Annotated in this window: 22 protein-coding genes and 1 tRNA gene; 7 read left to right on the top strand and 16 right to left on the bottom strand. The window is 48.3% G+C overall.

What is annotated here, in order from left to right; translation table 11 throughout:
• Position 1 precedes the first annotated feature (1 nt).
• From AC2YIT_RS08645 to AC2YIT_RS08620, 6 genes are all read right to left on the bottom strand, one after another.
• Positions 2-1,303: a bifunctional folylpolyglutamate synthase/dihydrofolate synthase gene (locus AC2YIT_RS08645; RefSeq protein WP_487278913.1), complete on the bottom strand. Its 1,302-nt coding sequence runs from the start codon at positions 1,301-1,303 to the stop codon at positions 2-4.
• Positions 1,304-1,310: 7 nt separating this feature from the next.
• Positions 1,311-2,237, bottom strand: a complete 927-nt coding sequence (locus AC2YIT_RS08640) for a hypothetical protein (RefSeq protein ID WP_430848417.1) — start codon at positions 2,235-2,237, stop codon at positions 1,311-1,313.
• A gap of 108 nt (positions 2,238-2,345) precedes the next feature.
• A complete protein-coding gene (locus AC2YIT_RS08635) occupies positions 2,346-3,392 on the bottom strand; it encodes an HU domain-containing protein (RefSeq protein ID WP_487278912.1) in 1,047 nt (348 codons plus the stop codon).
• A gap of 30 nt (positions 3,393-3,422) precedes the next feature.
• Positions 3,423-5,093, bottom strand: coding sequence for a TonB-dependent receptor (locus tag AC2YIT_RS08630; RefSeq protein ID WP_487278911.1), 1,671 nt, complete (start codon positions 5,091-5,093; stop codon positions 3,423-3,425).
• Between the two features lie 40 nt (positions 5,094-5,133).
• A complete protein-coding gene (locus AC2YIT_RS08625; RefSeq protein ID WP_487278910.1) occupies positions 5,134-8,145 on the bottom strand; it encodes a tetratricopeptide repeat protein in 3,012 nt (1,003 codons plus the stop codon).
• A gap of 160 nt (positions 8,146-8,305) precedes the next feature.
• Complete coding sequence (locus AC2YIT_RS08620; protein ID WP_487278909.1) at positions 8,306-8,557, bottom strand: hypothetical protein; 252 nt, start codon at positions 8,555-8,557, stop codon at positions 8,306-8,308.
• A 28-nt stretch (positions 8,558-8,585) separates the two neighbouring features.
• On the opposite strand from AC2YIT_RS08620, the gene AC2YIT_RS08615 reads away from it, so the two are divergent.
• The gene (locus AC2YIT_RS08615; RefSeq protein ID WP_487278908.1) at positions 8,586-9,620 is read left to right on the top strand and encodes a tetratricopeptide repeat protein; all 1,035 of its coding nucleotides are present in this window, start codon (positions 8,586-8,588) and stop codon (positions 9,618-9,620) included.
• A 5-nt stretch (positions 9,621-9,625) separates the two neighbouring features.
• Here AC2YIT_RS08615 and menD read toward each other — a convergent pair whose 3' ends face one another.
• From menD to AC2YIT_RS08585, 6 genes are all read right to left on the bottom strand, one after another.
• On the bottom strand, positions 9,626-11,335 hold the full coding sequence (gene menD, locus AC2YIT_RS08610) for a 2-succinyl-5-enolpyruvyl-6-hydroxy-3-cyclohexene-1-carboxylic-acid synthase (RefSeq protein WP_487278907.1): 1,710 nt from the start codon (positions 11,333-11,335) through the stop codon (positions 9,626-9,628).
• A gap of 69 nt (positions 11,336-11,404) precedes the next feature.
• Positions 11,405-12,268: a sigma-70 family RNA polymerase sigma factor gene (locus tag AC2YIT_RS08605; RefSeq protein ID WP_015810559.1), complete on the bottom strand. Its 864-nt coding sequence runs from the start codon at positions 12,266-12,268 to the stop codon at positions 11,405-11,407.
• Positions 12,269-12,333: 65 nt separating this feature from the next.
• On the bottom strand, positions 12,334-14,475 hold the full coding sequence (gene pnp / locus AC2YIT_RS08600; protein WP_430848403.1) for a polyribonucleotide nucleotidyltransferase: 2,142 nt from the start codon (positions 14,473-14,475) through the stop codon (positions 12,334-12,336).
• A 114-nt stretch (positions 14,476-14,589) separates the two neighbouring features.
• Positions 14,590-14,865 (bottom strand): 30S ribosomal protein S15, encoded by a 276-nt coding sequence (gene rpsO / locus AC2YIT_RS08595; RefSeq protein ID WP_295928642.1) that lies wholly within the window; start codon positions 14,863-14,865, stop codon positions 14,590-14,592.
• A 103-nt stretch (positions 14,866-14,968) separates the two neighbouring features.
• Entirely contained in the window at positions 14,969-16,465 is a 1,497-nt protein-coding gene (locus AC2YIT_RS08590; protein ID WP_487278906.1) for an LptF/LptG family permease, read from the bottom strand.
• A complete protein-coding gene (locus AC2YIT_RS08585; protein WP_430848398.1) occupies positions 16,465-16,857 on the bottom strand; it encodes an START-like domain-containing protein in 393 nt (130 codons plus the stop codon). The genes AC2YIT_RS08590 and AC2YIT_RS08585 overlap by 1 nt, the downstream gene beginning before the upstream one ends.
• 199 nt (positions 16,858-17,056) lie before the next feature.
• On the opposite strand from AC2YIT_RS08585, the gene AC2YIT_RS08580 reads away from it, so the two are divergent.
• From AC2YIT_RS08580 to AC2YIT_RS08565, 4 genes are all read left to right on the top strand, one after another.
• A tRNA-Met gene (locus AC2YIT_RS08580) sits at positions 17,057-17,130 on the top strand.
• Positions 17,131-17,258: 128 nt separating this feature from the next.
• Complete coding sequence (locus tag AC2YIT_RS08575) at positions 17,259-19,037, top strand: ABC transporter ATP-binding protein (protein ID WP_487278905.1); 1,779 nt, start codon at positions 17,259-17,261, stop codon at positions 19,035-19,037.
• A 241-nt stretch (positions 19,038-19,278) separates the two neighbouring features.
• The gene (locus AC2YIT_RS08570) at positions 19,279-19,980 is read left to right on the top strand and encodes a 2OG-Fe(II) oxygenase (RefSeq protein WP_430848394.1); all 702 of its coding nucleotides are present in this window, start codon (positions 19,279-19,281) and stop codon (positions 19,978-19,980) included.
• Between the two features lie 39 nt (positions 19,981-20,019).
• Entirely contained in the window at positions 20,020-20,277 is a 258-nt protein-coding gene (locus AC2YIT_RS08565) for an Ada metal-binding domain-containing protein (RefSeq protein WP_430848392.1), read from the top strand.
• Here the strand turns inward: AC2YIT_RS08565 and AC2YIT_RS08560 are convergent.
• From AC2YIT_RS08560 to AC2YIT_RS08550, 3 genes are all read right to left on the bottom strand, one after another.
• The gene (locus AC2YIT_RS08560; RefSeq protein ID WP_487278904.1) at positions 20,269-21,177 is read right to left on the bottom strand and encodes a DNA-3-methyladenine glycosylase family protein; all 909 of its coding nucleotides are present in this window, start codon (positions 21,175-21,177) and stop codon (positions 20,269-20,271) included. The genes AC2YIT_RS08565 and AC2YIT_RS08560 overlap by 9 nt on opposite strands.
• A 185-nt stretch (positions 21,178-21,362) precedes the next feature.
• Complete coding sequence (gene holA / locus AC2YIT_RS08555) at positions 21,363-22,382, bottom strand: DNA polymerase III subunit delta (protein ID WP_487278903.1); 1,020 nt, start codon at positions 22,380-22,382, stop codon at positions 21,363-21,365.
• Positions 22,383-22,442: 60 nt separating this feature from the next.
• Positions 22,443-23,045 carry an acyl carrier protein phosphodiesterase gene (locus tag AC2YIT_RS08550; RefSeq protein ID WP_487278902.1) on the bottom strand — a complete coding sequence of 201 codons (603 nt, stop codon included), beginning with the start codon at positions 23,043-23,045 and terminating at the stop codon, positions 22,443-22,445.
• A 97-nt stretch (positions 23,046-23,142) separates the two neighbouring features.
• On the opposite strand from AC2YIT_RS08550, the gene AC2YIT_RS08545 reads away from it, so the two are divergent.
• A complete protein-coding gene (locus AC2YIT_RS08545; protein ID WP_430848384.1) occupies positions 23,143-23,658 on the top strand; it encodes an FKBP-type peptidyl-prolyl cis-trans isomerase in 516 nt (171 codons plus the stop codon).
• Between the two features lie 64 nt (positions 23,659-23,722).
• On the opposite strand, the gene AC2YIT_RS08540 is transcribed toward AC2YIT_RS08545, so the two are convergent.
• Positions 23,723-24,205, bottom strand: coding sequence for a deoxycytidylate deaminase (locus tag AC2YIT_RS08540; RefSeq protein WP_430848596.1), 483 nt, complete (start codon positions 24,203-24,205; stop codon positions 23,723-23,725).
• 71 nt (positions 24,206-24,276) lie between these two features.
• Between AC2YIT_RS08540 and AC2YIT_RS08535 the strand changes: the two genes are divergently transcribed.
• A complete protein-coding gene (locus tag AC2YIT_RS08535; protein ID WP_487278901.1) occupies positions 24,277-25,362 on the top strand; it encodes a DUF922 domain-containing protein in 1,086 nt (361 codons plus the stop codon).

Genomic DNA, 25,362 nt, shown 5'->3' with positions numbered 1-25,362 from the left:
TCTATAAACTTTCAATATCTGCGACTACAAAGGTACTACCGCCAACGTAAATTGCATCTGTCGGCGCGGAATCCTTGATAGCGTCTTCAAGCGCTTCGTTCACATTTCCGAAGGTCTTCCCAATCAAACCGTGTTCGAGCGCCGTGGACTGCAATTCTTCCGCCTTTAATGCCCGCATATTGGAAGGCGCGCAGAAGTAATAATCCGCGTCCTTTGGAAAAAGCGACAACATCGTCGAAATGTCCTTATCGCCAACAAAACCGACGACAAACCGCTTCCGCCCCTTGCAGACCGTGTCGAATTGAGCCAAAGTGATGGTGAGACCTGCGGTATTATGTGCCGTATCACAATAAACGTCAGGATTTTGGCGTAACTGCTGCCAGCGTCCTTTCAGCCCGGTGATTGCCCTCACGGATTGCAGCGCACTTCTTACGGCATCGTCCGTAATTTTCCAGCCTTTTGCAATGAGCACATCTTTGGCAGCCCATACCCCGGCGATGTTATTCAACTGGTACGAACCGGTCAGGTCGGTAGCCAGGCCTTTCGAAACGGTACGTCCAGAAGCCTTCTCTATCACGTCGACAAGCATTTTACCTTCTGAGAAGTCGTTAACCTTCACCTCAAATGCATTCGATGCAAACCTCAACGGCGCATTTGCCGCCTCGGCAGCTGCGGTAATCACATCACCGATCTCTGCATTTTGGTATTCACTGACTACTACCGGCACCCTGTTTTTGATAATCCCGGCTTTTTCGCCGGCAATTTTGCCCAGCGTGTCGCCCAGGAATTGCATATGATCGAAACTAATATTGGTAATAACCGACAGTTCTGGCGTGATCACATTCGTCGAATCCAGCCGGCCGCCCATACCGACCTCGATCACCGCGACATCCACATGAGCCTTCTCAAAATAGGAAAAGGCCATCGCCACAGTCACTTCAAAGAACGACGGAGACAATCTATCAATGTTAAATTTTTGTCCGGCGACAAATTCAATAATAAATTCCTCGGGTACACACACGCCATTTACCCGTATGCGCTCACGAAAGTCCTTTAAATGAGGCGAAGTATACAGCCCCACCCGGTATCCCGATTCTTGCAGGATCGCCGCCAGCATATGCGATGTGCTTCCCTTGCCGTTCGTGCCGGCGACATGTATGGTGGGATATTTGTCCTGCGGATCACCCAGTGCTTTACACAGTTCCCTGGTAGTATGAAGGCCCGGCTTGAAAGCACGGGCCCCGATATTCTGAAAAACCGGTAATCTGTCGTACAGATATCCGATCGTTTCCTGGTATGTCATTTAAGTATTAACGTGAACGTATTTTAAAAGTGATGGTACCAATCGATTCGTCCGGTACATTAGCCGACTTCGGAACGAAAGTGAGGTCTCTGACGGCGTTTTTATATTTGTTGACTACCGCGTAATCCGTGACCGTTGTTGCCTGGGTAATTACGCTCTTCACGCGACCATTTCTGTCGACCGTAATTTTGAACGTAATATCGCCCGTAGCGTCCGAATTATCGTCTACAACCGGTCTTCTGGACCAGCTCCAACCCGACAGGTTAAGTCCCACATTCGTTCCGCCGCCGCCGCCTTCACCTTTATAAGTTTTGGCAAAAAGGCTACCGGTTTTGGATCCCTTATCGCCCACACCTTCCGCATCGTCACCATTGTTGTTGCCTCCGATGCCGGTTTTCGTGCCGTTTGTTCCATTGCTTCCCGATTTGGCGCCGGACGATTTGCTGAACAATGCGTCTTTATTAACGGCCTTTTCAGGAGCAGGTTTTGACACAGGTGCCGAAGCATTTTCACTACCCGTCGATTTTTTCACGTCAGTCTTCTCCGGAGCCTCCACCGGGCTCTCTACCTTCGAAGTGATCGCAGGCTTCTCAGCGACGGTTTTTGTGGGCTTTGGCGACTCTATTTTAGGCGGTGTAGGAGGTGTCGGCTTCGGTGTAGCTACCGATTTCACCTTTTTGACTTCTTCCGCATCCGCTTTCATGTTCTCTCTTACCTTGCTGTCGTTGGGCTTATTGTATGTTTGCACGTCCCCTCTACCGACTTTGCTGGTACCATAGTTCACTTCAACGAACAATTCCATGGGTTCGACTTTCGGAAGTGATGAGCTAAGACGGATGAAAAAGAATATGCCCAGCATAGCCGCGGTAATCCCAAAGGACCACGCCCATGAAATTGCGATTCGTTGCCGGTCTTCTGCCTGTAATGTGATCATTTATCAAAAAATGGGTTTTCTTTCGGAAAACGTAAAAGTAGTAAAAAACGTATGCAACAAAAAAAGGAGGCCAGCTGACCTCCTTTCTGTATTTCCAGGTTAAGAACCCTATTTTTGCTTGTAAACCCAACCTGCTTCGCCGATCACTTTTTTCAGTTCGTTCGATGCACGATAAGCATCAATTTCATTGTCAAAGCCATCGATGGCAACCTTTACCTTTTTGCTCCGCTCATTGCCGGGAATGATTAATGCTTTTGTAAAACCCTTTTTTGTTAGCTCAGCAAGCAAGACATTTGCTTGTTTTGTGCCCTTGAACGCCCCGGCTATCACATAAAACTTCGCCGAAGTTATCTCCACAGGTTTTGTTTCAGCAACAGCAGGCGCCGGTGCGGCAGCCACTGGCTCAACCTTTGCAGAAGCAGAATCAACAGTCATCGAATCTACTTTTGCAACGACTGCTTCCGGTTGCGGCGCCTCAGCTTCCTCATGCTTCACTACCGTCGTTTCAGCCGCGCCTTTATGGCTGAACATCTCCGAGAATGGGTTCAGCGTGCTTTTGATATATTCGTTCTCTGTATTAACCAGAAAAAAGCTCAATCCGCAAAGTAGGCCTGCGATAACCGCTGCGGCAGCCCAGCCCGTCCAGCGACGCGGCCGCACTTCGGTTTCCAGTTCAACCACTTCAACGTCGTCATTGATATATTGTGCTGAATTTAATGCAGCAACCGGACGAGCCTGTGCCACAACCGCCTTGATCTTCTCGAAGCCGTACCACTCATCTTTAAAGTACTTACCAGTGTTAGGTTCGAATACCAGCTTGCCTTCTACATTCTGCTTGAACTCGCCAATGCCTGCAATGCTCGCTTCCCCGTTCAGATCGAGACCGGATCTCAGCCGATCGGTATAGCCTTTGATGTACTCCACCGCATCCGCATGCGTCACTTTCTCGTGACGCGAGATATAGTTCGCCAGCAAGCCATCATCCAGTTTAAGATACTCATTAAACGCCAGTCTTTTGACAGGCGGTGCGAAAATACCCGAATTACTATCATAAACCGCCGGTACCTGATGCGAGAGCAAGGCACCGAAGCCGGGAATGATCACGAATTCGTATTCTCCTATGAGTTTCCGGATGACTGTTTCAACTGCTATCATGAAGCAAAGTTTGGTGTTAACTGAGCGAAGTTAAAAAGAAAAAGACAATCCCGCAATAAAGTTCAGGCCCTGTTGAGGGTAGTACTGATACCGCTGGTAGTTCTTGCCCAACACGTTGTTCAGGTTCACAAACGCAGAGAAGTTCCTGGTTAACAGATAGTCGATTTTAAGATTCAGATCCGCGACCACCGGTAGTTTGGTCACTTCTCCGGTCTGAAAATTTTTCGCTTTCAAGCCTCTCAGCATATAAAAATCTGCCGTTACAAAGAGCTTTTTGCTGATGGTAAGGGCATTGAACCAGTTCAAAGTAAGGTCCGGGCGGTGCCACGGTTCTTCCACCTTATCCACGGCGTAGTCGAAAAAATTGGCCTTTAACGATGTTTTGAACAACTCATTAAAATTATAACCGGCCTGGGCGGAAATCGTCAACACCTTGGTCTTACCCGGATCGAAAATCGCCGAGAAACGAGAGGTGTCCGAGAGCGAGTTGTTATAAGAGTAAAAATTCCGGTAGGAAGTGTAGGCCACTTTGCCCTCGTAGTTAATGCCCGTACCGGTCTCGCCTTTAACACCTGCACTGATATCCGAAGTTTTTTCGGTATTCATCACAAGTACGTTGGGTCCAAGCCATTGGTTTTCGCTCAGCATACTCTTCAGGGTATTCCGTACGATATCGCCATTCCAGCCCGCAAAAATGTGCACGCCTGAAATAGGGGTTACATCGAGATTCACGGCCGGAAACGCCTTCGTCCGGTTAATATCCAGCTGGCTATCGGTCTCGTTAACAGCATTAATACCTGCCGAAACAGAGAAGATGTCGTTCACATACTTGAACGTGGGTTTAACACGGAACAGGTTACGGTTATAAGTGAAGTAATCGACACGCTGTGACACGTAGGCATCGGCTTCCAACAATGCAAAGAACGTTTCCGAAATAGGCACAGAGGCTGTCAGGTTAGTCCCCCAGTCTATTTCCGATGCATTGTAGCGGTCTTTCAGGCTGTTCAGGCTCGTTTTCACGGAGTAATCTACCAGTACGGAAGCGTCGGTGTTTTCAAAGCCCAGATTGAACCCGAACTGGTTGAGCGTCTGCCGGATCGTGTCACGGTCCACTACCACACCATCGGGCTGGGGCTTGTAGCCATAGAAGTAATAGTTTTTGCGGTCGAAATTGAAGCCTGCATCGACTTTATATTTCTCACGGATATATTTCCCGCCAATTTTGAAACCAGTGGCTGCACTAGCCGAGTTTTTACCGTCTACCGGTCCGTTGGCTGCCGAAAGATGCTTCAACTGTACGGTATACGCGAGGTCCTCCTTCGGCCTCCCCCCAACAAATAACTCGCCCATGAAACGACCGTAATTACCGCCACCCGCTTTCACGTAGTTGTTCAGCACATCGGGCTCGTCCTTGCGGCTCTGCTCGTCCGACGACGCAGCTACTGCCGGGGTTAGTTTCGGGGAAGCAATATTGATTTCCGGATCAACAATCTGGTACGATACCTTTTTTTTGCCGGTTTCGCCCTTCACAGGCTGTACCTTGTCAAAAACCCGGTCAGCCGGGGCAAATTCTATGCTTTTATCCTTTAAAATTTCGTAGGTCTGGCTTTCAATCTCTCCTTTTTGCGCAACGGCAAACTGGGAAGAGAAACCCAGCGCCAGCAAAAACAGGGAGGAACGTAATATCTTGGAATGCGTCATGGTAACGGGTTTTTCTGTTTAATGAAACCGTGTTCACGGGTTACTTTTCAATTTTGTTCAACTTCTCCTTGGCCATTTCAACCGCCTCTTTATCATCGGAATTCTCGATAATGGAGTTGAGCGTCGCCTTCGCCTGAACTTTCTCGTTCATGCCCACGTACACATCCGCAAGCAGAATGAACGAGCGTGCGCGCCAGAAGTCGTATCCCTCGAAATTTTTCCCCATTTCGATAATGGCTGTTTCCGCTTCCTTGTATTTCTTCTCTTTATAAAGAACCATGGCCGACCAGTAAGCTGCTTCCGCACCGAACTCATCCTTGGAGGAAGCCGAAATTTTCTTGAACTCTTCACCGGCTTTCTTCAAATCGCCTTTCTCGTACGGAACTTTGCCGAGATAAAGCTGCGCCTTGCCAAGGCTGGCCGGAATGACATTCCCCATGTTGATGATCTCTTTCGCGTAATACAGCGTCGAATCGTAGCTTTTCAATGTGAAATAAGTATCCATCAGGCCCGTCCAGGCAGTAGCCTGGTCCTTCTTGTTTTCCGCATTGCGCGAAAGCACACGGAAGTTGGTTACCGCATTATTAAAGTTCCCGCGACCGATTTCCAGCTCGGCCGAACGCTGCGCCGCTGCGCCGACGAACTGCGAACGGTTTTGTTGAACTACTTTACTGTAATATTGAAGTGCTTCATTCACGCGGTTAGTCTTGTCGTAGGATGAGGCGATGAAATAAGTAGCATCATATTGGTGCTTGCTGGCCGGATAACTTTGCAGGAAAGCCTGCAATGCCGTAATCGCATTGTCGTACTTCTCTGCATAATACAGGTTACGTACGTTATCGAACTCCACGCCTTCCAGTTTTTCGTTGCCTGGGTTGTTTTTACGCACCACTCCTAGCACCTGGTTGAACTCTTCCGGGCGTCCTACTGCCGAATAGCTTTCCTGGATACCTTCCAACGCGCTTTCGGCAGACGGTGAATCAGAATATTCTGTCAGGATCTTGCGGAAATCCACGATGGCTTGTTCGTATACCTGCAAGTTATAATACGACTGGGCGCGACGCAGCAATGCAGCCGGGATCAGGGTGCTTTTCGGCTTTTCATTGATCATCCGGGTGAAGCCCTTGACCGCCGCTGAGTAGCTCTGGTTCTGAAAATCGATATCGGCGAGCTGGAAATAGGCATTATCCAGGTGCTTCGACTGCGGGTACTGACTGATCAGCAATTCGAACTGACGTTTTGCTTCCGCCTCGCGGTTCATGTACACGTATGCGCGAGCTTTCTGAAACAATGCGTAATCCTTATCGACTTTGCCTTTCGCTGCTACCTGCTCATAAGTGCGGATGGCTTCGTTATAGTTCTTAGCCGCGAGGTAACAGTCAGCCAGCCTTGCATGCGCGTCCTCGATCATATCCGCCTCCATTCCTTCGATGTTATTCGTAAAATCGCGGAAATAGGGCAACGCCTGGCTGTACTTTTTCTGATTATAATAAATGTATCCCAAAGCGTACAGGCTCTTCTTGGCATAAATGCCTGCTTTCGGGTTCTTGGCGATCTGGTTATACAACGCAGCAGCTTCATCCACGCGCTTCAAACCATAGACTGATTCCGCTTTATAGAATGATGCCGAATTATAAAGCTCCACATCGATCGGGTATTTCAGCGACTTCTCGAACATCTCGATCGCCTGATCGTAACGCTGCGCATTGAAATCCGTCACGCCCTGGTTGTAAGTAAGCCTCTGATAGGTACTATTAATTTTAGTATTGCGCGATTTCAGGCCCTCAATGTACTTTATAGCCGCCGAACTGTTGCTCGCGCTGGCATATCCTTCGGCCACTAATTCGGTCGCTTCCTCGGTATGCTTGCTTTCCGGGTATTTAGCCATGTAGTTATTCAGCTCTTTTACCGCATCCTGGTTATTGCCGAGTTCTAGCTGCACTTTTGCATGGTTATAAGTTGCCTCTTCCTTCACCACCTGGTTGAAGTCTAAAGAAGCTGCATTACCGAATGATGTTAAAGCATTACTTAAATTAGTTGTCTTTAAGTTGCTGATTCCCAATATATATGAAGCGTATTGCGAAACAGAATCCTTGCCATTTCCAACTGGCTTCAAGGTGGCAATGGCACCCTCGAAGTTGTTGCTGCGGAACTGTGCGTGGCCATAATGCAGGGCAACCGTTGGCGGCACCGCACCGGGCCTCATGCGCTTGTAGCGCTCGTAAGCTTTCACCGCATTAGCATAATCTCCTTTTTCGTAATAGACTTCTGCTACATACAATGCCACATCGTCCAGCTTGGTATTACCACGCTGAGCGCCGAGGATGCGTTCGCCGTACGCGAGGAGCTCGTCAAACTTTTTAAGCTGGTAGAGTGAAGAAATGATCCAGTTAGGGGCTTCGTTCTTATAATAAGGATGCTCTTCGATCCGCTTGAAATCCTGGTAAGCTTCCTCGAAGTTGTTCTTCTGATAATTGATTACCCCGGCATAGAAAGAAGCGTCTCCCGCATTCTCGAAACCGATCTCATTTTTTACCTGATTGAATAATGGAAGCGCCAGATCAGGCTGCTTGGTGTTATAGTACGACATCGCCAGCCGATAGGTGCTTTCCAGCCTCCCCGCTCCTGCCCCCGGCAGATCTACGGCCTTTTCGAGGTACGTAATAGCCTTTTCGTAGTTGCCGGCTTCGTAGTAATATTTACCCAAATCGCTGTAAATAAGTTGTGCTTTGGGGTGTTCTGCATGGTTTTTGACAAACCTGTCAACCTGCACTTCGGCCTCGGGATAGTTCAGATAAAGGCCCGTTACGGCTACATAATACTCGGCCGTAACCTTATTGTAATCGCTTGTACTGAGCAACTTATCCTGCGAGTTCAGGAACTCGCCGAATTCCTGCCTTGCCGCCACGTAATTGGACTTTGCATAATATTCGAGGCCGTTGCGAAAGTGTGCTTCCGGCTCCGTAATACTAAGCGTATTCTGGGCTACTACGGAAGACGCGCCTACACATACAAACATGCCGATGGTGGAGGCGCTGCGTTTAAAAACCATAGATACTGAGTTGGTGGAGTTTTGAATTAAGTTGTTGTGGTCTGCCATATCCTGACAAAAGAATATTTTGGTCCTCACTTACCGCTTAAAATAGTTTGCTATCTAACGAAAAGCGTCTTAAAACCGTATACGTGCGCGCGTCGGAAATACGCTGTCTGGCCTAAAAAAGCACATTGTGGCGTATCAGCGTACCATTGAAATCGGCGTGCATGGCATCGAAACGGTCGGCGATTGCCTGCGTGAACGCTTCGTCCATACAGGCCTCAAGCTCGTCGGTCGACGCAACTTCATAATCATCGATTTTGTAAGTTTGCTCGTACATTCCAGATTCAATTTTGATAATGTACTTGCTGTTCCATTGGTAAAGACCGATTTTGTAGCGAGGGTTAGGGATGTCCTTGATGTACCTCATAACTGGTGTTCTTACTATTACTAATTATATGTTATTCAAATTCAATACTTTAATTCAGCTACTATTTTTAGTACTAATACTATTTCACTGTACAAGCCAGAGCAAAAAAGATGCTGCCGATTTCTTTCTGAAAGGCAACCAGGCATTAAATCAAAAGAACTATGCCGAAGCGCTGAGACTATACGACGAAGCGATTGCCAAAAATGCAGATTTTTCAGACGCCTATCTCAACAAGGGGATAACTTTATTGAAATTGGGGCGGACGAATGAAGCGCATGAGGTTTTGACAGAAGCCATCCGTCTCGATCCTTCATTGGTACAGGCAAATCTCGTCCGGGCCGGAGCATCGCTCGATCTGGGCCGGTTGAACGACGCCAAAGCCGATCTTGAACAGATCGAAAAGGAATACAGGGACTCTACCCGCTTCCATCTCATAAAGGGCAACCTGCTCGACGCACAGGGCAGCTCATCGCTTGCCATCCCTGAGTACGACCGGGCGCTGCAATTGAGTAAGACTAATGTAGAAGCATATGTAAACCGCGGCGCCGTGTATTACCGGATGGGTTCCTATCACGAGGCCCGACTGGACTTCGAAACTGCCGTGGCCCTGGACCCCGCGCAGCCACAAGCGTTGAACAACCTCGGGCTCATTGCCTCCAGAAACAAACAATGGCCGCAAGCGATCGGCTATTTCGATCAGGTGCTGGGCCGAGACCCTGCGGAGCCCTATTCGCTCAACAATAAGGCCTATGCTTTGCTGCAAACCGGCAAACCGGAGGAAGCCCGGGGACTCATTGAAAAATCGCTGGAAAAGCTGCCGAAAAACGGTTATGCGCTGCGTAACCTTGGGATTTATTATCAACAGAAAGGAAATGCCGCTGAGGCGCTGAATGCCTTCAATAAGGCCATCGAAATTGCCGAACCTGTGGAAATGCTCTACGGGTTGGCCGGACAGGCTTATTTCGCCCAAAAAAATACCGCAGAGGCTTGCAGGATATGGAAGCAGGGAGTCGTGCTGAAAGACTCCCTGGCCACAGCCGAGGCAGCTAAATACTGCCGCTAGTCCGCTTAATGTGCCGCGCGTTTAAGCGCTTTCCAGGCCCTTGTATTTTCGACGGGATCGGTAAACCCTTCCAGGAGTGCGATCCCGTCGAAATTCAGAAATTCCTGAATGACATTCTCCGCACCTTCTGCTTCGGAAACGCGGAAATATGCAATTCCCGAATCCTCGCAGGTGCGTTGCGCGGAAAATGAATGTCTCGTTTCAAAAAAAGTTTCCAGCTCCGGCAAACTTCCCGGGCCGTCGATCATCCGGAAGATATTCCCACCGGCATTGTTCAGTACAACGATTTTCAGGTTCTTCGGAAGGTTATCGAGCAGCAGACCGTTGCGGTCGTAGAGGAAAGCCACGTCACCTACGATCAGTAAAGTCGGCTGACCATTCACTCTTGCCGCTCCGATGGCCGTGCTTACGCAGCCATCGATTCCGCTCGTTCCTCGGTTCGCAAACACACCCGACCATCCATTTTCAGTGGCCAATACATTGGCGTATCGCACAGACATGCTATTGGCAATATGTAACTGAAAATTGCTTTTTATAAACTTAAATATTAAATCTAACAAAGTTAAGTCACTGAACATTGATAAATTTCGCAGGACCTCATGCTTCTTTTGACAAGCATTTCGCTCGTTTTCGAGCCAAAGGGCGTGAAATGCGGTATCATGAGCCAAGTCAGAATTCTCAACAAAAGACTGATAATCAAGCCTTTCAAACAGATTTCCAAGCAATGAAACTGCTTTTCCCGAAATATCCCGGGTTACCGACTGAAACGGATCGGCCAGGAAAGCATCTTCACTAATATTCCAGTGATATTTCGGCGGGTTTTTGCGGATAAACTGCTTGAACTCCTTCGAAAGGAACGACATTCCGAACGTGATCAGCAGATCGGGTCGGAGGTTTTCGGCATTCTTTTTACCCAGAAACAGATCATGGTGACGGATGATCTCCTTTCCTGAAAGGTTAGCAATGCAGTCGCCTAGTACAGGGATTTGCCATTCTTCGGCAATACGGTTCAGTACTGCATTTAATGCAGCATCCGGCTTGTTCTGACCGCCTGCAATCAGGATTTTGGGGGCACTTTCCCATTCATCCAGCAGTTCTTCCCAGAATATTTGAGGCCATACAATATCATTTTTCTGTCTTTTGATAACCCTAATCTCACGAGAAGCGTTGAAACCCTCACCTTCAGACGGATAAAACGGCTCGCGGATTGGCACATTAATATGCACGGGGCCGTTTGGTGCAACGGAAGCCAGATTAATGGCTTCGTTGGTAATGCGGTTGATCGCCCATTGAACGTCGGAATGCTGGTAATCGGGCGAAACTTCGAAGGAGCGCTTCACATGCTGGCCGAAAATGCCTGTTTGATAGATCGTCTGGCCGTCGTATTGATGCTGCCATTCTTTCGGTCGGTCGGCGGTGAGTATTAGCAACGGAATTTGCTGAAAAAATGCCTCAGAAACGGCCGGAGCAAAGTTATAGGCCGCGCTGCCCGAGGTACATATTAAAACCACCGGAGCATCGATTTGTTGTGCCATTCCGAGTGCGATGAAGCCCGCCGAGCGCTCGTCTATACACACGTGCGCCTGGAAGCCCCCATGACGGGCGAATGCGAGCGTAAGTGCGGCGCTACGCGAGCCGGGAGAAATTACGACGTGCCGGATACCTTGCCGGTAGCAGATCTCGGCCATGTCGATCAAAGGTTGTAAAATAGCCATATCACAAATGAAAATAGCCTCCCGAAAGAGGCTATTTAAGTAATTAGAAGGTTTGCATCTCAATATGCATTAACCCAAATAGGTTTTCAAAGCTTTGCTTCTGGAAACGTGGCGCAATCTGCGGATCGCTTTTTCCTTGATCTGACGCACGCGCTCACGGGTGAGGTTGAACTTCTCCCCGATCTCTTCCAAAGTCATCGCGTGCTCGCCATTCAGGCCGAAATACAGGGCGATTACGTCCGCTTCACGTTGGGTAAGCGTGCATAATGCGCGTTGTACCTCTTTGCGGAGCGATTCGTTTACAAGGCCTGAATCCGGTTTGTCTTCCAGGTCGTTCTCCAGAACGTCCAAAAGGCTGTTTTCTTCGCCTTGTACGAATGGTGCGTCCATGGACACGTGGCGACCGGAGATCTTCATGGTATCCACTACTTCGGAAGAAGAAATTTCCAGTACTTCCGCCAACTCCTCAGGCGACGGCTCGCGTTCAAAACGCTGTTCCAGCTCAGAGAAAGTTTTTGAAATTTTATTCAGTGACCCTACACGGTTGAGGGGTAAACGTACGATACGTGATTGCTCCGCCAACGCTTGCAGGATCGATTGACGAATCCACCAAACCGCGTAAGAAATGAATTTAAAACCTCTTGTTTCGTCAAAACGCTGTGCTGCCTTGATCAGACCGAGGTTACCCTCGTTGATCAGGTCACCCAACGACAAGCCTTGATTTTGATATTGCTTTGCAACGGACACCACGAAACGAAGGTTCGCTTTGGTCAAACGTTCCAAAGCCAACTGATCCCCGTCCCTGATTTTCTGAGCTAACGTCACCTCCTCATCCGGCGTTAGCAAATCCACCTTACCGATCTCCTGCAAATATTTATCTAATGATTGACTTTCACGGTTGGTAATTTGCTTACTGATCTTTAGCTGTCTCATCTATGTCTTTATTAAGTATGTTATATAACGACGTTTTTACCGTTCCTACCTGTTAGAACACTCAATTAATCTTTTTTGTTCTCAGGCTTTGGTAACAATACTTTGCGTGAAAGGCGGTATTTGCCGGTTTTCTTATCGATTTCGACGAGCTTCACCTGCACCTCTTCTCCTACTTCCAGAACGCCGTCCATTTTTTCGAGGCGCTCCCACTTGATCTCGGAAATGTGCAACAAACCGTCTTTGCCAGGGAGGAATTCCACAAATGCTCCGAAAGGCATGATCGACTTAACTTTACCGGTATAGATTTCACCGATTTCAGGGACCAGAATGATGCCTTTAACCCGTGCAACTGCCTTATCCATGGAAGACTTATCGGCAGAGAATATACTTACAAAGCCTGCGCCATCCTTCTCTTCGATAGAGATCGTTGCGCCGGACTCTTTTTGAATGTCCTGAACCACTTTTCCACCTGGTCCAATCACCGCACCGATCATCTCACGATCAATTTTGATCACGATCGCACGCGGTGTGTGAGGTTTCAGGTCAGGACGGCTTTCGGTGATGGTTTTGTTCATTTCACCGAGGATGTGCAGACGGCCCGCTTTGGCTTGCATCAGTGCCTCTGTCAACACTTCAAATGAAAGGCCATTTACCTTCATGTCCATTTGGCAGGCAGTGATACCTTCCGCGGTTCCGGTTACTTTGAAGTCCATATCGCCCAGGTGATCTTCGTCACCGAGGATATCGGAAAGCACCGCGTATTTACCGGTCGCTTCGTCGGAGATGAGGCCCATGGCGATACCCGATACCGGCGCTTTGATTTTCAGACCTGAGTCCATCAATGCAAGTGATCCCGCACAAACTGTCGCCATAGAAGACGAACCGTTTGATTCGAGAATATCGGAAACGATACGGATAGTATATGGGTTGTCAGCCTCAGGAGGAAGCACTTTTTTCAACGCACGCAACGCGAGGTTCCCGTGACCAACTTCACGACGGCCAGGACCACGGTTAGGCTTCACTTCGCCGGTTGAGAAACCCGGGAAGTTGTAATGCAAAAGGAATTTGCTGTAACCGTACTTCAATGGGGTGTCAACAATCTGCTCGTCCTGCTTGGTACCAAGCGTCACGGTGGTCAAAGATTGTGTCTCACCACGTGTGAACAATGCAGAACCGTGCGCATTCGGCAAATAGTCCACTTCCGAGGCGATAGGTCTTACCTGATCAAGCTTACGGCCATCGAGACGGATTCTCTCGTCCAGTACAAGGCGGCGCGAAGCTTCCCAAACGAGGTCATTGAAATAACGTTTCGCAAGGCCTTCGTTGAATTCTGCAGCCTCTTCTTCGGTGATAGTGGTTTTGAATTCTTCCCAAACTGCTTTGAAACCCTCTTTTCTAACAGTTTTATTGGTAGAACCCTGCTGTGCAACAGCATATATTTTGGGATAAGCGAATGCGCGAATGCGTGCTTCGAGCAACTCGTCCGCAGGATCTCCCACGTATTCTCTTTTCTCAGTTTTGCCAACTGCCGCTTCGAATTCTTTCAAAGCAACACACTGGTCTTTAATGGCTGCGTGTGCGACTTTCAGTGCTTCGATCACTTCCTCTTCGGAAACTTCGCTCATTTCACCTTCCACCATCGCGATGTCATTATACGTCGCGCCTACCATCAGGTCGAGGGTTGCATCCTGCAATGCAGTGTTGCCCGGGTTGATCACATATTCGCCATTGATTTTCGCAACGCGAACTTCGGAAACAGGCCCACCGAAAGGGATATCCGATGCCGCCAATGCAGCGGATGCCGCCAATGCTGCCAATGCATCGGGCATTGCTTCTGCGTCTGCAGAGATCAAAAGGATGTTTACCTGTACTTCTGCGTGATAGTCCTCAGGGAAAAGCGGGCGCAGAACGCGGTCTACAAGGCGGCTGATCAATACTTCGTGATCGGACAGTTTGCCCTCGCGGCGCTGAAAACTTCCTGGAATACGTCCCGCAGATGCGAATTTCTCCTGATAGTCAACAGACAATGGCAGGAAGTCGAGGCCTTCCTTAATATCCTTGTTAGCAACAACCGTAGCCAACAACATGGTGTTACCCATTCTGACTACCACCGATCCGTCGGCTTGCTTCGCTAATTTTCCTGTTTCAATTGTGATTTCCCTGCCGTCCGGTAAGGTTATAGTCTTGGTAACTATATTAAAGAGCATAGAATATTTGATTTTTGTAGCTGTGAAACGCCATCCTGACGTCCCGGTAAGTTCTTGTTTTTTCCGCAAAAAATCAGGGAACTTTCACATATGTCAAGTTCCCTGATTTTAAAATTACTTACGTATGTTCAATTCGGCGATGATCGCACGATAGCGATTGATGTCTTTTTTGTAAAGATAATCCAACAATCTTCTGCGCTTTCCTACCATTTTGAGGAGGCCCAGACGTGTATCATTATCTTTCTTGTGCGTCTTGAGGTGCTCGTTCAGATAATTGATACGGTACGTAAATAAAGCAATTTGTGATTCAGCAGAGCCCGTGTCGGCGCTCTCCTTTTTAAAACCTTTCGATTCGAAGATCTCGCTCTTCTTTTCCGCGGTTAAATACATGATTGTAACAACAGATTAAAGTAATATGTAGTAATTACGGCACCTTGCCGCAAATAAGGTTGCAAAAGTAAGCCTTTTAAACCGGTTTTTAAAATAATTTAAATTAAATATCAGTGATAAGCTCCCTTTTGCCAAATCTACTTGTCCATTTCGACTTAATTCTTTTGAAGAACATCTGATAAACGTCTTTATCGAATAGCCGTGAGTCGCTTCGTGCTCGGTCGATAAAGTAAATACCCGTTAAAAACAGGATGGTATTCGCCATCCACGCGCCGATCGGCACGGCTACCAGCCCCTCTTTCACCCATTTATCGCCCTGATTCGTAAGTACATATAATAGGATAAAGAAAAGGATCGAAACCAGTACCGGCACCCCAAACCCGCCTTTTTTGATAATGGCCCCCAACGGCGCACCGATCAGGAACATAATCAGGCAGGAAAGCGCCTGGGTATATTTGTGGTGCCTTTCCAGCTCATACTTGCTCGCATCCTTCAATTTCGCTTGCAGGTAATCCTGCTGCGACTTAATATAGCTCAGCATGCTGTTCGATGCCGCCTTGGTATTCATCAGGATGTCTTTCTTCAAACTGTCGGAAACCGGTTTCGCCAACAGCGAGTCGATCCACTTACCTGGCTTGATCGTTTTATCGGTACCCTCCCGGTAGTTGTACGAATAGTATTGCTGGCTGCCCGCAACAAGGTTCTTCTTGGTCTCCTGGTAAGAGGTACGCAGCGAATCCGCGGTTGCTGTCAGATCGCTGATGTTCTTCATAAATTCATGGTACTTGAACTGCCCCTCGTCCGTACGCTTCATCCCAAACGACGCAAGGCTTTCCGTAAGACGGTAATGCCGGAACGACTGGCGGTTGAAATTGGAATAAGGTGTTTGCGATCCCGCAGGGGTGGAAATATACACAGGCCTCGAACTGCCGGACCCGTATTCGTCGGTATACCGTGTACCGTTGTACAATTCAATCACCAGGTAACGGTTTTCATTAATGGCATACATCCTTCCCGAATCAGCCAGGATAATCTCCGTATTCCCCAGTTCATACGACCGGCTATTGTGTTTGTAAATCACCATACCGATCATCTTGCCGTTTTCATGCTTTTCGTCGACCTTAATACTATAACCCGGCAAATCATTGTAAAAAATCCCCTCTTTGATCTTTAATGTGGCCTTGGTTGTCTTGATATCGTACAGCAGACTGTACCCTTTCAGGTTAGCCCAGGGTGAAACACGGTCGTTGAAAAAGAAGGAGAAGATGCTGATACCAACGGCCACGATAAACATCGGCAACATGGCCCGCACAACGGAGATACCTGCACTTTTGATGGCCGTGAGCTCGAAAAACTCACCCAGGTTCCCGAATGCCATCAGAGAGGAAAGTAGCATGGCCAACGGCAATGCAGTAGGTACTGTAATAAGGCTGAAAAAGAAGAATAGCTGCGCATAGTCCGTGACGTTCAGGTCCTTGGACACGAAGTCATCTATATAAAAGATCATGATCCGCATCAGGAAGACAAACACCACGACCGACATTGTAATTACAAAAGGTCCCCAAAAGGACGTTAAAACAAGCTTGTCCAGCTTTTTCATCAACTACCTACTATTTCTCTTAAATTATCAATAAATCCCTCCCACAACGAAGTCAACTCGTCTTTATCCTTGTTCGACGAGTAGTCGATGATCCGCAAAAAGGTTGTCTGGGTTAACTCGCTTACTTCTAATTTTAGTTCCAGATGGTTGTTGTCCAGATTGTCTTCACTCGTATCCTCAAAATCGAAACGCACTGCTTTATTAATCCTTAGCCCCGTCTGCCTGGCGACGTGACTTTCGCCGTCCCACTGAAAATCGAAACGGTGGTCGGGCAGCACAGTAACCTTCTCGGCAAACCATTGTTGGAGGCCCGAGGGCGTGGAAATATATGGAAAGAGAACTTTTGGGGAGGAGCGCAATTCAAATTCTGTAACAAATTTATATTTTTCCATATGTGCTGAAATTAAAGGAGCCGCCTCGTTAGCGATCGCCTTATGTGCTGATTTAAAAGTTGTAATATAACATAAATCGACAATAAAAGTGTGCAAATTTAAATTTGTTGCTTCAAAAATATGCGAAATTTACGTTAAAAATGGGCAAATGGGTTGCATCGTAATATTCTTTAACATACTTTTGCACCACAATTACGACGGCGGGGTAGCTCAGATGGTTAGAGCGTAGGATTCATAACCCTAAGGTCGGCAGTTCGATCCTGCTCCCCGCTACATTGTGAAAGACATCCCTCTCGGATGTCTTTTTTATTTCCGCACATTTTGCGCATGCTCTGAGAATTAAAATCGCTGCGTTTGGGTTTACAGTAATTGGTAACACCACCGAATCACCTCAGCACTGTATGAAATTATTGATCCAATACCTGAGCAGGTACAAGGCCCTTATATTCCTGGCCCTCGTCATGGCCGCCATCAACCAGATATTCTCGCTGCTCAACCCTTACATCCTGGGTAACTTCCTGATCGACCCTTACGCCAACAAAGCAGTCGAGTTCCGTAACAAAGGCCTTGATAACGAGTTCTTCAGAGGCGTCCTGATGGGCTTGCTGATGATCATCGGCGTAGCGATGGTATCACGCATTGCCAAGGCATTTCAGGATTACCTGGTAAATGTCGTCATCCAGAAATTTGGCGCTGCGCTCTATACGGACGGGCTCCGGCATGCATTGAGGCTCCCTTTTCAGGATTTTGAGGACCAGCGCTCCGGCGAAACGCTTTCGGTGCTTTTGAAGGTCCGCGCCGACTGCGAGAAGTTTATTCTAAACTTCGTTAATGTACTCTTTTTCACGTCGGTAGGCATTGTTTTCGTAGTGGTCGTCGCATTTAGGCTCAGCCCCTGGCTTCCGCTGATCTACCTCATCGGCTCCGTGACCCTCGCATTTCTTACGAGCGTATTAAGCCGGAAGATCAAAACGATCCAGAAGAACATCGTCAAAGAAACGACTGCATTGGCCGGTTCCACGACCGAGTCTCTTCGCAATATCGAACTGGTCAAAAGCCTCGGATTGACCCAGCAGGAAATCGGACGGCTAAATACAACCACCTACAAAATCCTGAAACTGGAACTGAAAAAGGTTAAAAGTATCCGTTCGGTAAGTTTCATCCAGGGAACGTTCGTCAACTTTCTACAACAATGCGTGATGTTCGCGCTCCTGTTTTTCGTGTTCCGGGATAAGATTACCGTGGGACAGATGATGATGATGCAGTTTTACTCCTTCTTCATTTTCGGTCCTTTGCAGGAATTGGGCAATGTAATACTCTCCTACCGCGAAGCCGAGGCGTCGTTGAACAATTTGCAGACATTGCTGGCCCGTCCGGTTGAGCACAAACCCGCTAACCCGGAGACGATTACCGACATTAAAGACTTGCAGTTCGATCACGTGAAGTTCCAGCACCAGTCGGCCAAGCGCCCCGCTTTGGAAGATATTTCGTTCGGTGTAAAACGAGGAGAAACCATCGCGTTCGTCGGGCCCTCCGGTTCGGGCAAAACTACTTTGGTCAAACTGCTCGTAGGCCTGTATCAGCCCATTGAAGGTCATGTCCTTTATAATGGTGTGAACGGAAAAGAAATTGATTTTGACGAAATCAGGCACAAAATAGGCTTTGTGACACAGGATACCCAGCTTTTCTCGGGAACGATCAAAGAAAACCTGCTTTTCGTAAATCCCGAAGCGACTGACGAGATGATCAACGATGTACTCATGAAAGCCGCTTGCTATAACCTCCTCGCCCGTGCGGAGAATGGCATCGACACGGTGATCGGCGAAGGTGGTCTGAAATTGTCAGGCGGCGAACGCCAGCGTCTCTCGATCGCGCGCGCGCTCCTGCGTAACCCGCACCTGATCATTTTCGACGAAGCCACATCAGCGCTCGACTCACTTACGGAAGAAGAAATATCGAATACCATTCGCGACATCACCGACCAGCGCCAGCATATCACCGTCATGATCGCGCACCGCCTTTCAACCATCATGTACGCCGACCGCATTTACGTGCTGGAAAAAGGCCGTATTGTGGAAACCGGCAGCCACCACGCCTTGCTGGAAGAAAAAGGCCTCTATTACGCGATGTGGCGCCAGCAAATCGGCGAACGCAAGGACGAGACGGTACTTTCGGCATGATCGTGCGAAGTTCCCGCTTCGCTGGTGCAAATCTCCTGATTTGAACCCACTATTCGCAGGCCTCCGGCCGGTCAGTACCGTGATGACGTCCTTGCGGTTCCGACCGGCCGAAGGCCTGCGAATAATTAGTCACGAAGGCAGACCTTCGCGCCATTCGCTTTAACTACGCAAGAATCGGGTTTCCAGAGGCTTTTTGGCAGGGTAATTTTGGTTTAATAAATTCAAAAATTACCGCTTTATTATGATCAACATCGAAAACCTTGACTGGCCTTCAATCCGCGAAAACCTACATCAGCGCGGCTATGCGCAACTTACCAAAGTCCTCAATGCCCGCGAATGCGACGAACTGATTGCGCAATACGATAACCCGGCGCATTATCGCAAAACGATCGTCATGGAACGATACCGCTTCGGGCTGGGCGAATACAAATACTTCTCCTACCCGTTACCGCCGATTATTCAGCGGCTTCGTGAAAGCATATTTCCCAAACTGGTACCCGTCGCCAACCAGTGGATGGAAGTATTGAAACTAGGGCATCCCTACCCTACTGATTTTGAAGATTTTCAAGAACTATGCCGGGCTCAGCAACAAACAAAACCAACGGTATTGATCCTTAAATACGGCCAAGGCGGCCACAATACCCTTCACCAGGACCTCTATGGCGAGCTATTTTTCCCGATTCAAATGGTATTGTTCCTCAACGAACCCGACCTGGACTATACCGGCGGCGAATTTGTCATGACTGAGCAAATTCCCCGTGCCCAATCAAAAGCCATCGTTATGAAGCCCCGAAAGGGAGATGCGTTGCTTTTTACCACGAATTTCAGGCCTGTAAAAGGAAGTAAGGGATACTACCGCGTCAATATGAAGCATGGTGTGAGTGAAGTGCATAACGGGCAGCGTTACACGTTGGGCATCATTTTTCATGATGCCTTGAGCTGATATACAGCACATATTTATGATAATGAATACAGATCAACAATGATCAGCCACAACGAAATAGGCCCCGGGGGCTTCGCAACCAGCCGCGAATTGAAGCGAATGATCGATAAGGGCGAAATCACAATGGGCGGCAATCGCAATCTGAAAATCTACGGATTATTATCTTGCGGTTCGGGAAAGCGGATGAAGCGCAGCAACCGGGTATTCTTCGCGGACGAGCACGACGCTCGCGCACATGGGTACCGCCCATGCGGGCATTGCATGCGCGAGGCCTATTTGAAATGGAAATCAGGCTAGCGGCTTCACAGCAAGGCTGCGCCACAGATAGAACGTAACGTAGGTTTCCCAGCCAGCATAGTCTTGAAAAAAGGCTTCGATCTTGTCCTTTTCACTACGTTCGGCAATGATACCGTGCCCGGCCAACGCATTCAAAAGACCGACATCACCGTGCGGGATGCCCTCCGGCGCTCGGAACGACTTCATGAGCACATAGTTGGCGGTCCAGATTCCAATCCCCTTGTGCGCCACCAAAACCTTCTGCCGCGACTCGAAATCTGGCAACGCATCAATTAGCGAACGGCTAAGTGTGCCGTCGACAAACGCACGGGCTACGCCGATCACGTACTCTGCCTTTTTCTGAGAAAACTGCATTTCCCTCAGTACACTCACCTCTGCGTCTGCCAACACCTCCGGTTCAGGAAAAATATGGAAAACCTGATTGTTCCATTCGATATGCCGACCGTAACGCTCCACCAAACGCCGTTTCATTTTGTAAGCGAATGTAAGGTTGATCTGTTGACCGATAATCGACCAGCAAAGTGCTTCAAACATGTCCACAATCCCCATCAGCCGCAAGCCCGAGAAGTCTTCCGCCATATAGGCCAGGCGACTGTCCCGCTTTAAATGCTCGTAAAATGGGGTAATATCGCGGTCCATATCGAACCATTCACGAACGTAAGCTGTAACAAAATCACGGCATACCGGATTCGAACCTCCTTCCAGCACATCTATTTGCATGAAACCATCACGTTCGCTGACCCGGAAAAGCACATCGCCGTAGGGCGTCGCAATCGCTTTGAAAACCGCATTCTCAGTCACCAAATGCAGGCAGTCATCATAATTGCGGTTGAGAAACCACTGGCATTCCTGAAAGCTGAAAAGCGGGGCAGTTGGAATTAAAATAGTTTGTTGATGCATGTCAATCTCCATTTTGAACAGAATCGCGTAGCGATGTAATATTGGTAGAATCAAAGACGTACCACAAAGCTACAATCCCGTATGCAACCAATGTTACATGCCTACCGGCATTCACCGTATCCGGCCCTCATTCAATTTTGAATGACTGAATGACCGAATAAGATTCTATTCAATCATTCAATCATTCAATGCACGATCTTGAAAACGAGTTCCCGCAGTAGCTCTCCTTCGGGAACGCTCGTGCCGTCGAGCCCTTTCAAACGCCCGTCGCATTCGCGCAGGTAATGGATAATATTGACCACCTTACCCATCGGGTAATTTCGTGCGGCCAGCAGATAATCTTTAACAAAATACGGATTGACACCCAGTTCGGCTGCCAGCCCCTTTTCCGATTTGTCGCGCGCTGCATGCGTGAGGAGCAGTTTGGAGAAAAACCCAAACAGGATGATCAACACCGGAGCCAGCGGATTATCTTTCGAATTAGATGCAAAAAAAGCGGCTATCTGATTCGCTTTCAGCACATCGCGGTGCATTAACGCCTTTTGAAATTCAAATACATTATATTCCTTACTGATCCCGACAAACTTCTCGACCGCCGCGGCATCGATACCTTCGTCTACCCGCAGGTTCACCATGATCTTGCGGATCTCGTTTGAAAGCCGTTTCAGGTCGTTACCAATGTTATCGACGAGCATTTGAACCGCCTTTGGACTGATTTTTACACCCTCTTGCTGGCAGAATGCGCCCACCCAGTCGGGCAGCTTGTTGTCGTACATCTTTTTGGATTGCACCACCACCCCATTGGCATTGCAGGCTTTCAAGTAAGATTTCCGCTCGTCGGCATTGGCGTGGTAACAAAATACCAGCACCGTGCTCGGAACAGGATTTAGTGCATAATCTTCGAGGCGCTGCTGCTGTTCCTTTTGCTCGATTCCGTTCAGGCGGTGCGCTTCTTTCACCAACACCAGCTGACGCTCGGCCATGAACGGAAAGCGGCGCGCATAGCTCAACACGCCGGCTACATCGGTATCTTTCCCGTAAAGTACAAATTGGTTAAAACCCCGCTCAGATTCCGGAACCACCTTGTTTTCAAGTTCTTCTGCAATCAAATCAATGTAGTAAGGTTCATCTCCATGCAGAAAATACAGCGAACGGAACTTCTTGCTTCTGAGCTCTTTAAGGATAATATCGGGTGTTTGTGCCATGGATTTGCAGATTGGGACCTGAATGGAGTCCGGACACCAAATTTACCGATCCGCGCCGATTTATGCCGCGTTTTCAGCGATAAATTGACCAGCCTGCCGGCGCAGTTCCGGAAAAAAAGACAGGAATTTCGTGTAATAAAACTCCTCATTCGCCCGCAAATCGCTCACAGCCGTGGAAATAGGCGCTAAAAACGCAGCACGGCGTGAAAGCCTGTGAAATGTGGTATCGATACCTTCCAGTGTGGCATACGTATTCAGCCAGTCCTGACGGATCATCGAGCGTACCATAGGCACCATCGTTTCCGGGATCAGGTGTTCGTTCCTTTCAATAACCGAATACATCCGGTGGGCGTATATAAAAAGAGGTTCCTTATGATAATGCTCGAAGTTTTTGGCCAGGAAGTAATCGAAGTAAATATCCATCACAATACCTGCCAGTTTCCCCTGGGTAACGGCCGCTATATCTTTGGCTTCCAGGACTTCGGGATGTGTATCCGTAAACGAATCGATAAAACGGTGCAGTTTTAACCCGAGCACATAATCGGGGTTCCAGGTTGCGGTTTTTTCATCGCTCAAACGCCCTTTAATGAAATCCCCGACATAATTGCCCATCATCACTCCTTCATTCTCCCCTGATAGCAAAATATGCGCTAAAAAATTCATCTAAATGACATTTTGACAAAATTCCCGTACGTTTGTTCCCATACTTTTCCGGGGAACAATTCTTTTACAACAACCATCATTTTAATCAAACTAGCAAATGAAAGTCGAAAAAAATAGCGTTGTAGCGCTCACATATAGCCTCAGCATTCCGGACTCGGAAGGCGAAACGGATGTGGTGGAAGTGGTCACCGAAAACGACCCGATGTACTTTATCCACGGGATCAGCGGTTTGCCGGAAGGTTTCGAAAATCAGATCGAAGGCCTGTCGGCCGGTGATGCTTTTGAATTTACTGTAGCTCCCGAGGAGGGTTATGGCGAATATGATGAAGAAGCGGTCGTAGACCTGCCTAAATCGGTCTTCCAAAACAGCGAGGTAGACGAAAACGAGTTGCTGCAAGTGGGCAACATTATCCCTATGACGAATGAAGATGGTGAAAGACTTCACGGCCAGATTGTCGAGATCCACGACGACGTGGTAATTATGAATTTCAACCACCCGCTCGCGGGCAAGGAAATGCATTTTGCAGGCAAAATCCTCAGCGTACGCGCGGCCACACGTGACGAGCTCGACCATGGGCATGTACACGGGGTCGGCGGGGTGCATCACCATTAATAATTTTGAATGACTGAATGATTGAATGATTGAATAGACATTATTCGGTCATTCAATCACTCAATCATTCAGTCATTCCCTTATACTGCTCCACTTCCACGCCAAACCTTCTCAGGAATTCCACGCCTTCTTCGACGGCAATACCTTTATAGGCCGCATAGGAATGCAGAAAAATCACTTTTTTAATCTTCATCGTGTAAATCACCCGGGCGCAGGCAATGCAGGGCGCCAGCGTGACGAAAAGCGTCGATCCTTCGATATTTGAACCGTTTTTCACGGCAAAAAGAATGGCATTCTGTTCGGCATGCAAGGCCAGGGAACAGCTTCCTTTCGCATCGCGCGGGCATCCTACCCCTGGAAATTCTTCATCGCAGTTATGCGTGCCCGCGGGGGGGCCATTGTAGCCAATTGAAATAATCCGCGTATCCTTCGTTAGCACCGCACCGACCTGCGCTTTTATGCAATGTGAACGTTTGGCAAGATTTTTTGCCAGGTCCATGTAAATGTCATCAAATTCCGGCCGCAAATTCGTTGTAGGTATTGTCATTCTCTTTTCCATCCAAAATTAGGGTACAAAATTAGGGAAATGACGGCTGGATTCAACGCAGTTTGAAAAGTATGACCCGAAGCATTGCCCTTCTTTTTGTTCTGACCATGTTCGTTAACCCGCTTTTTGCGCAGCAGGACAGGTCGGTTGTTACCCTTTCCAAAGATCCCGAAGGCCTTTTCAAATCCTATAAATTCTTCATTCAGAACGTCGAAGACCAGCGCCCGCAACCCGGGGCTTCGCTAGGCAAAGTGATCGCGCTGGGCAAGGAAATTCCAGCGGTTCTGGCCGGGAAAGCGGAAAATGAGCTATTCTCCTACTGGTCGTACCTGGCACCGAAGAAGGAGCAATCGTATTTACCGCTTTATATTACCATTAAGGAGTTGTCCGTCAATGAAAAGCGTGTAGGACCAAACCGGGTCACCGGGGAAGTCCGCCTGAATGTGCGGTTTAGATGGTACCGCGACATGCAACCGGTAGAGCTTACCGGTTATCAAACGGCAGCTAATTATACCAGGCCCGAAACTACGTTCACCCACGACAAATTGATCAAACAACTTGTAGACCAGGCATTAGTCCATTTTCAGAAATGGATGGTTTCCAATGCGGGTAAAACGCCGGCGTTGGCGCGCAATTTGATACTGACATTCAGGGAAATTAACAACACAGCCTCCGAGGACACGGTTTTCTATTCGTCAAAACGCCCGCTGATCTGGGACGATTTCAAGGTCAAAAGTGCAAAACCCGGCAGCCGGTATGCCGCGGCAGTATTTACCAGTTTTGGTTACGAGGGGCGCTCCTACCCGAAAGACGACGATCTGGTAGTTGAAATCGGTTTGAAGATATTCATGGTTAAAAGCATATCGTGGGGCCGGCCGGAGTCGCGTAATGCGGGCACATTGCGTCATGAACAGATCCATTTCGATATCACGAGGCTCGTTGTCGAGAAGTTTAAAGAGCGCCTCAGAAAGGCTGAATTGACCATTGCAGACTACGATAGCGAGATCCAATACCAGTTTTTGGAAGCATTCCGGGAAATGAACCGGGACCAGGAGCAATACGACGGGGAAACAGGACACGGCCTGAATGCCGGCGCACAAGCCGCGTGGGATAAAAAAATCGCGCAGCAGATCGAAGCGCTCTATTCAGTGCAGTAG

The sequence above is a fragment of the Dyadobacter sp. SRI_021 genome, assembly GCF_057586235.1.
Note: the sequence above shows the minus strand (reverse complement) of the source record. Positions and strands in the feature narration are given on the sequence as shown.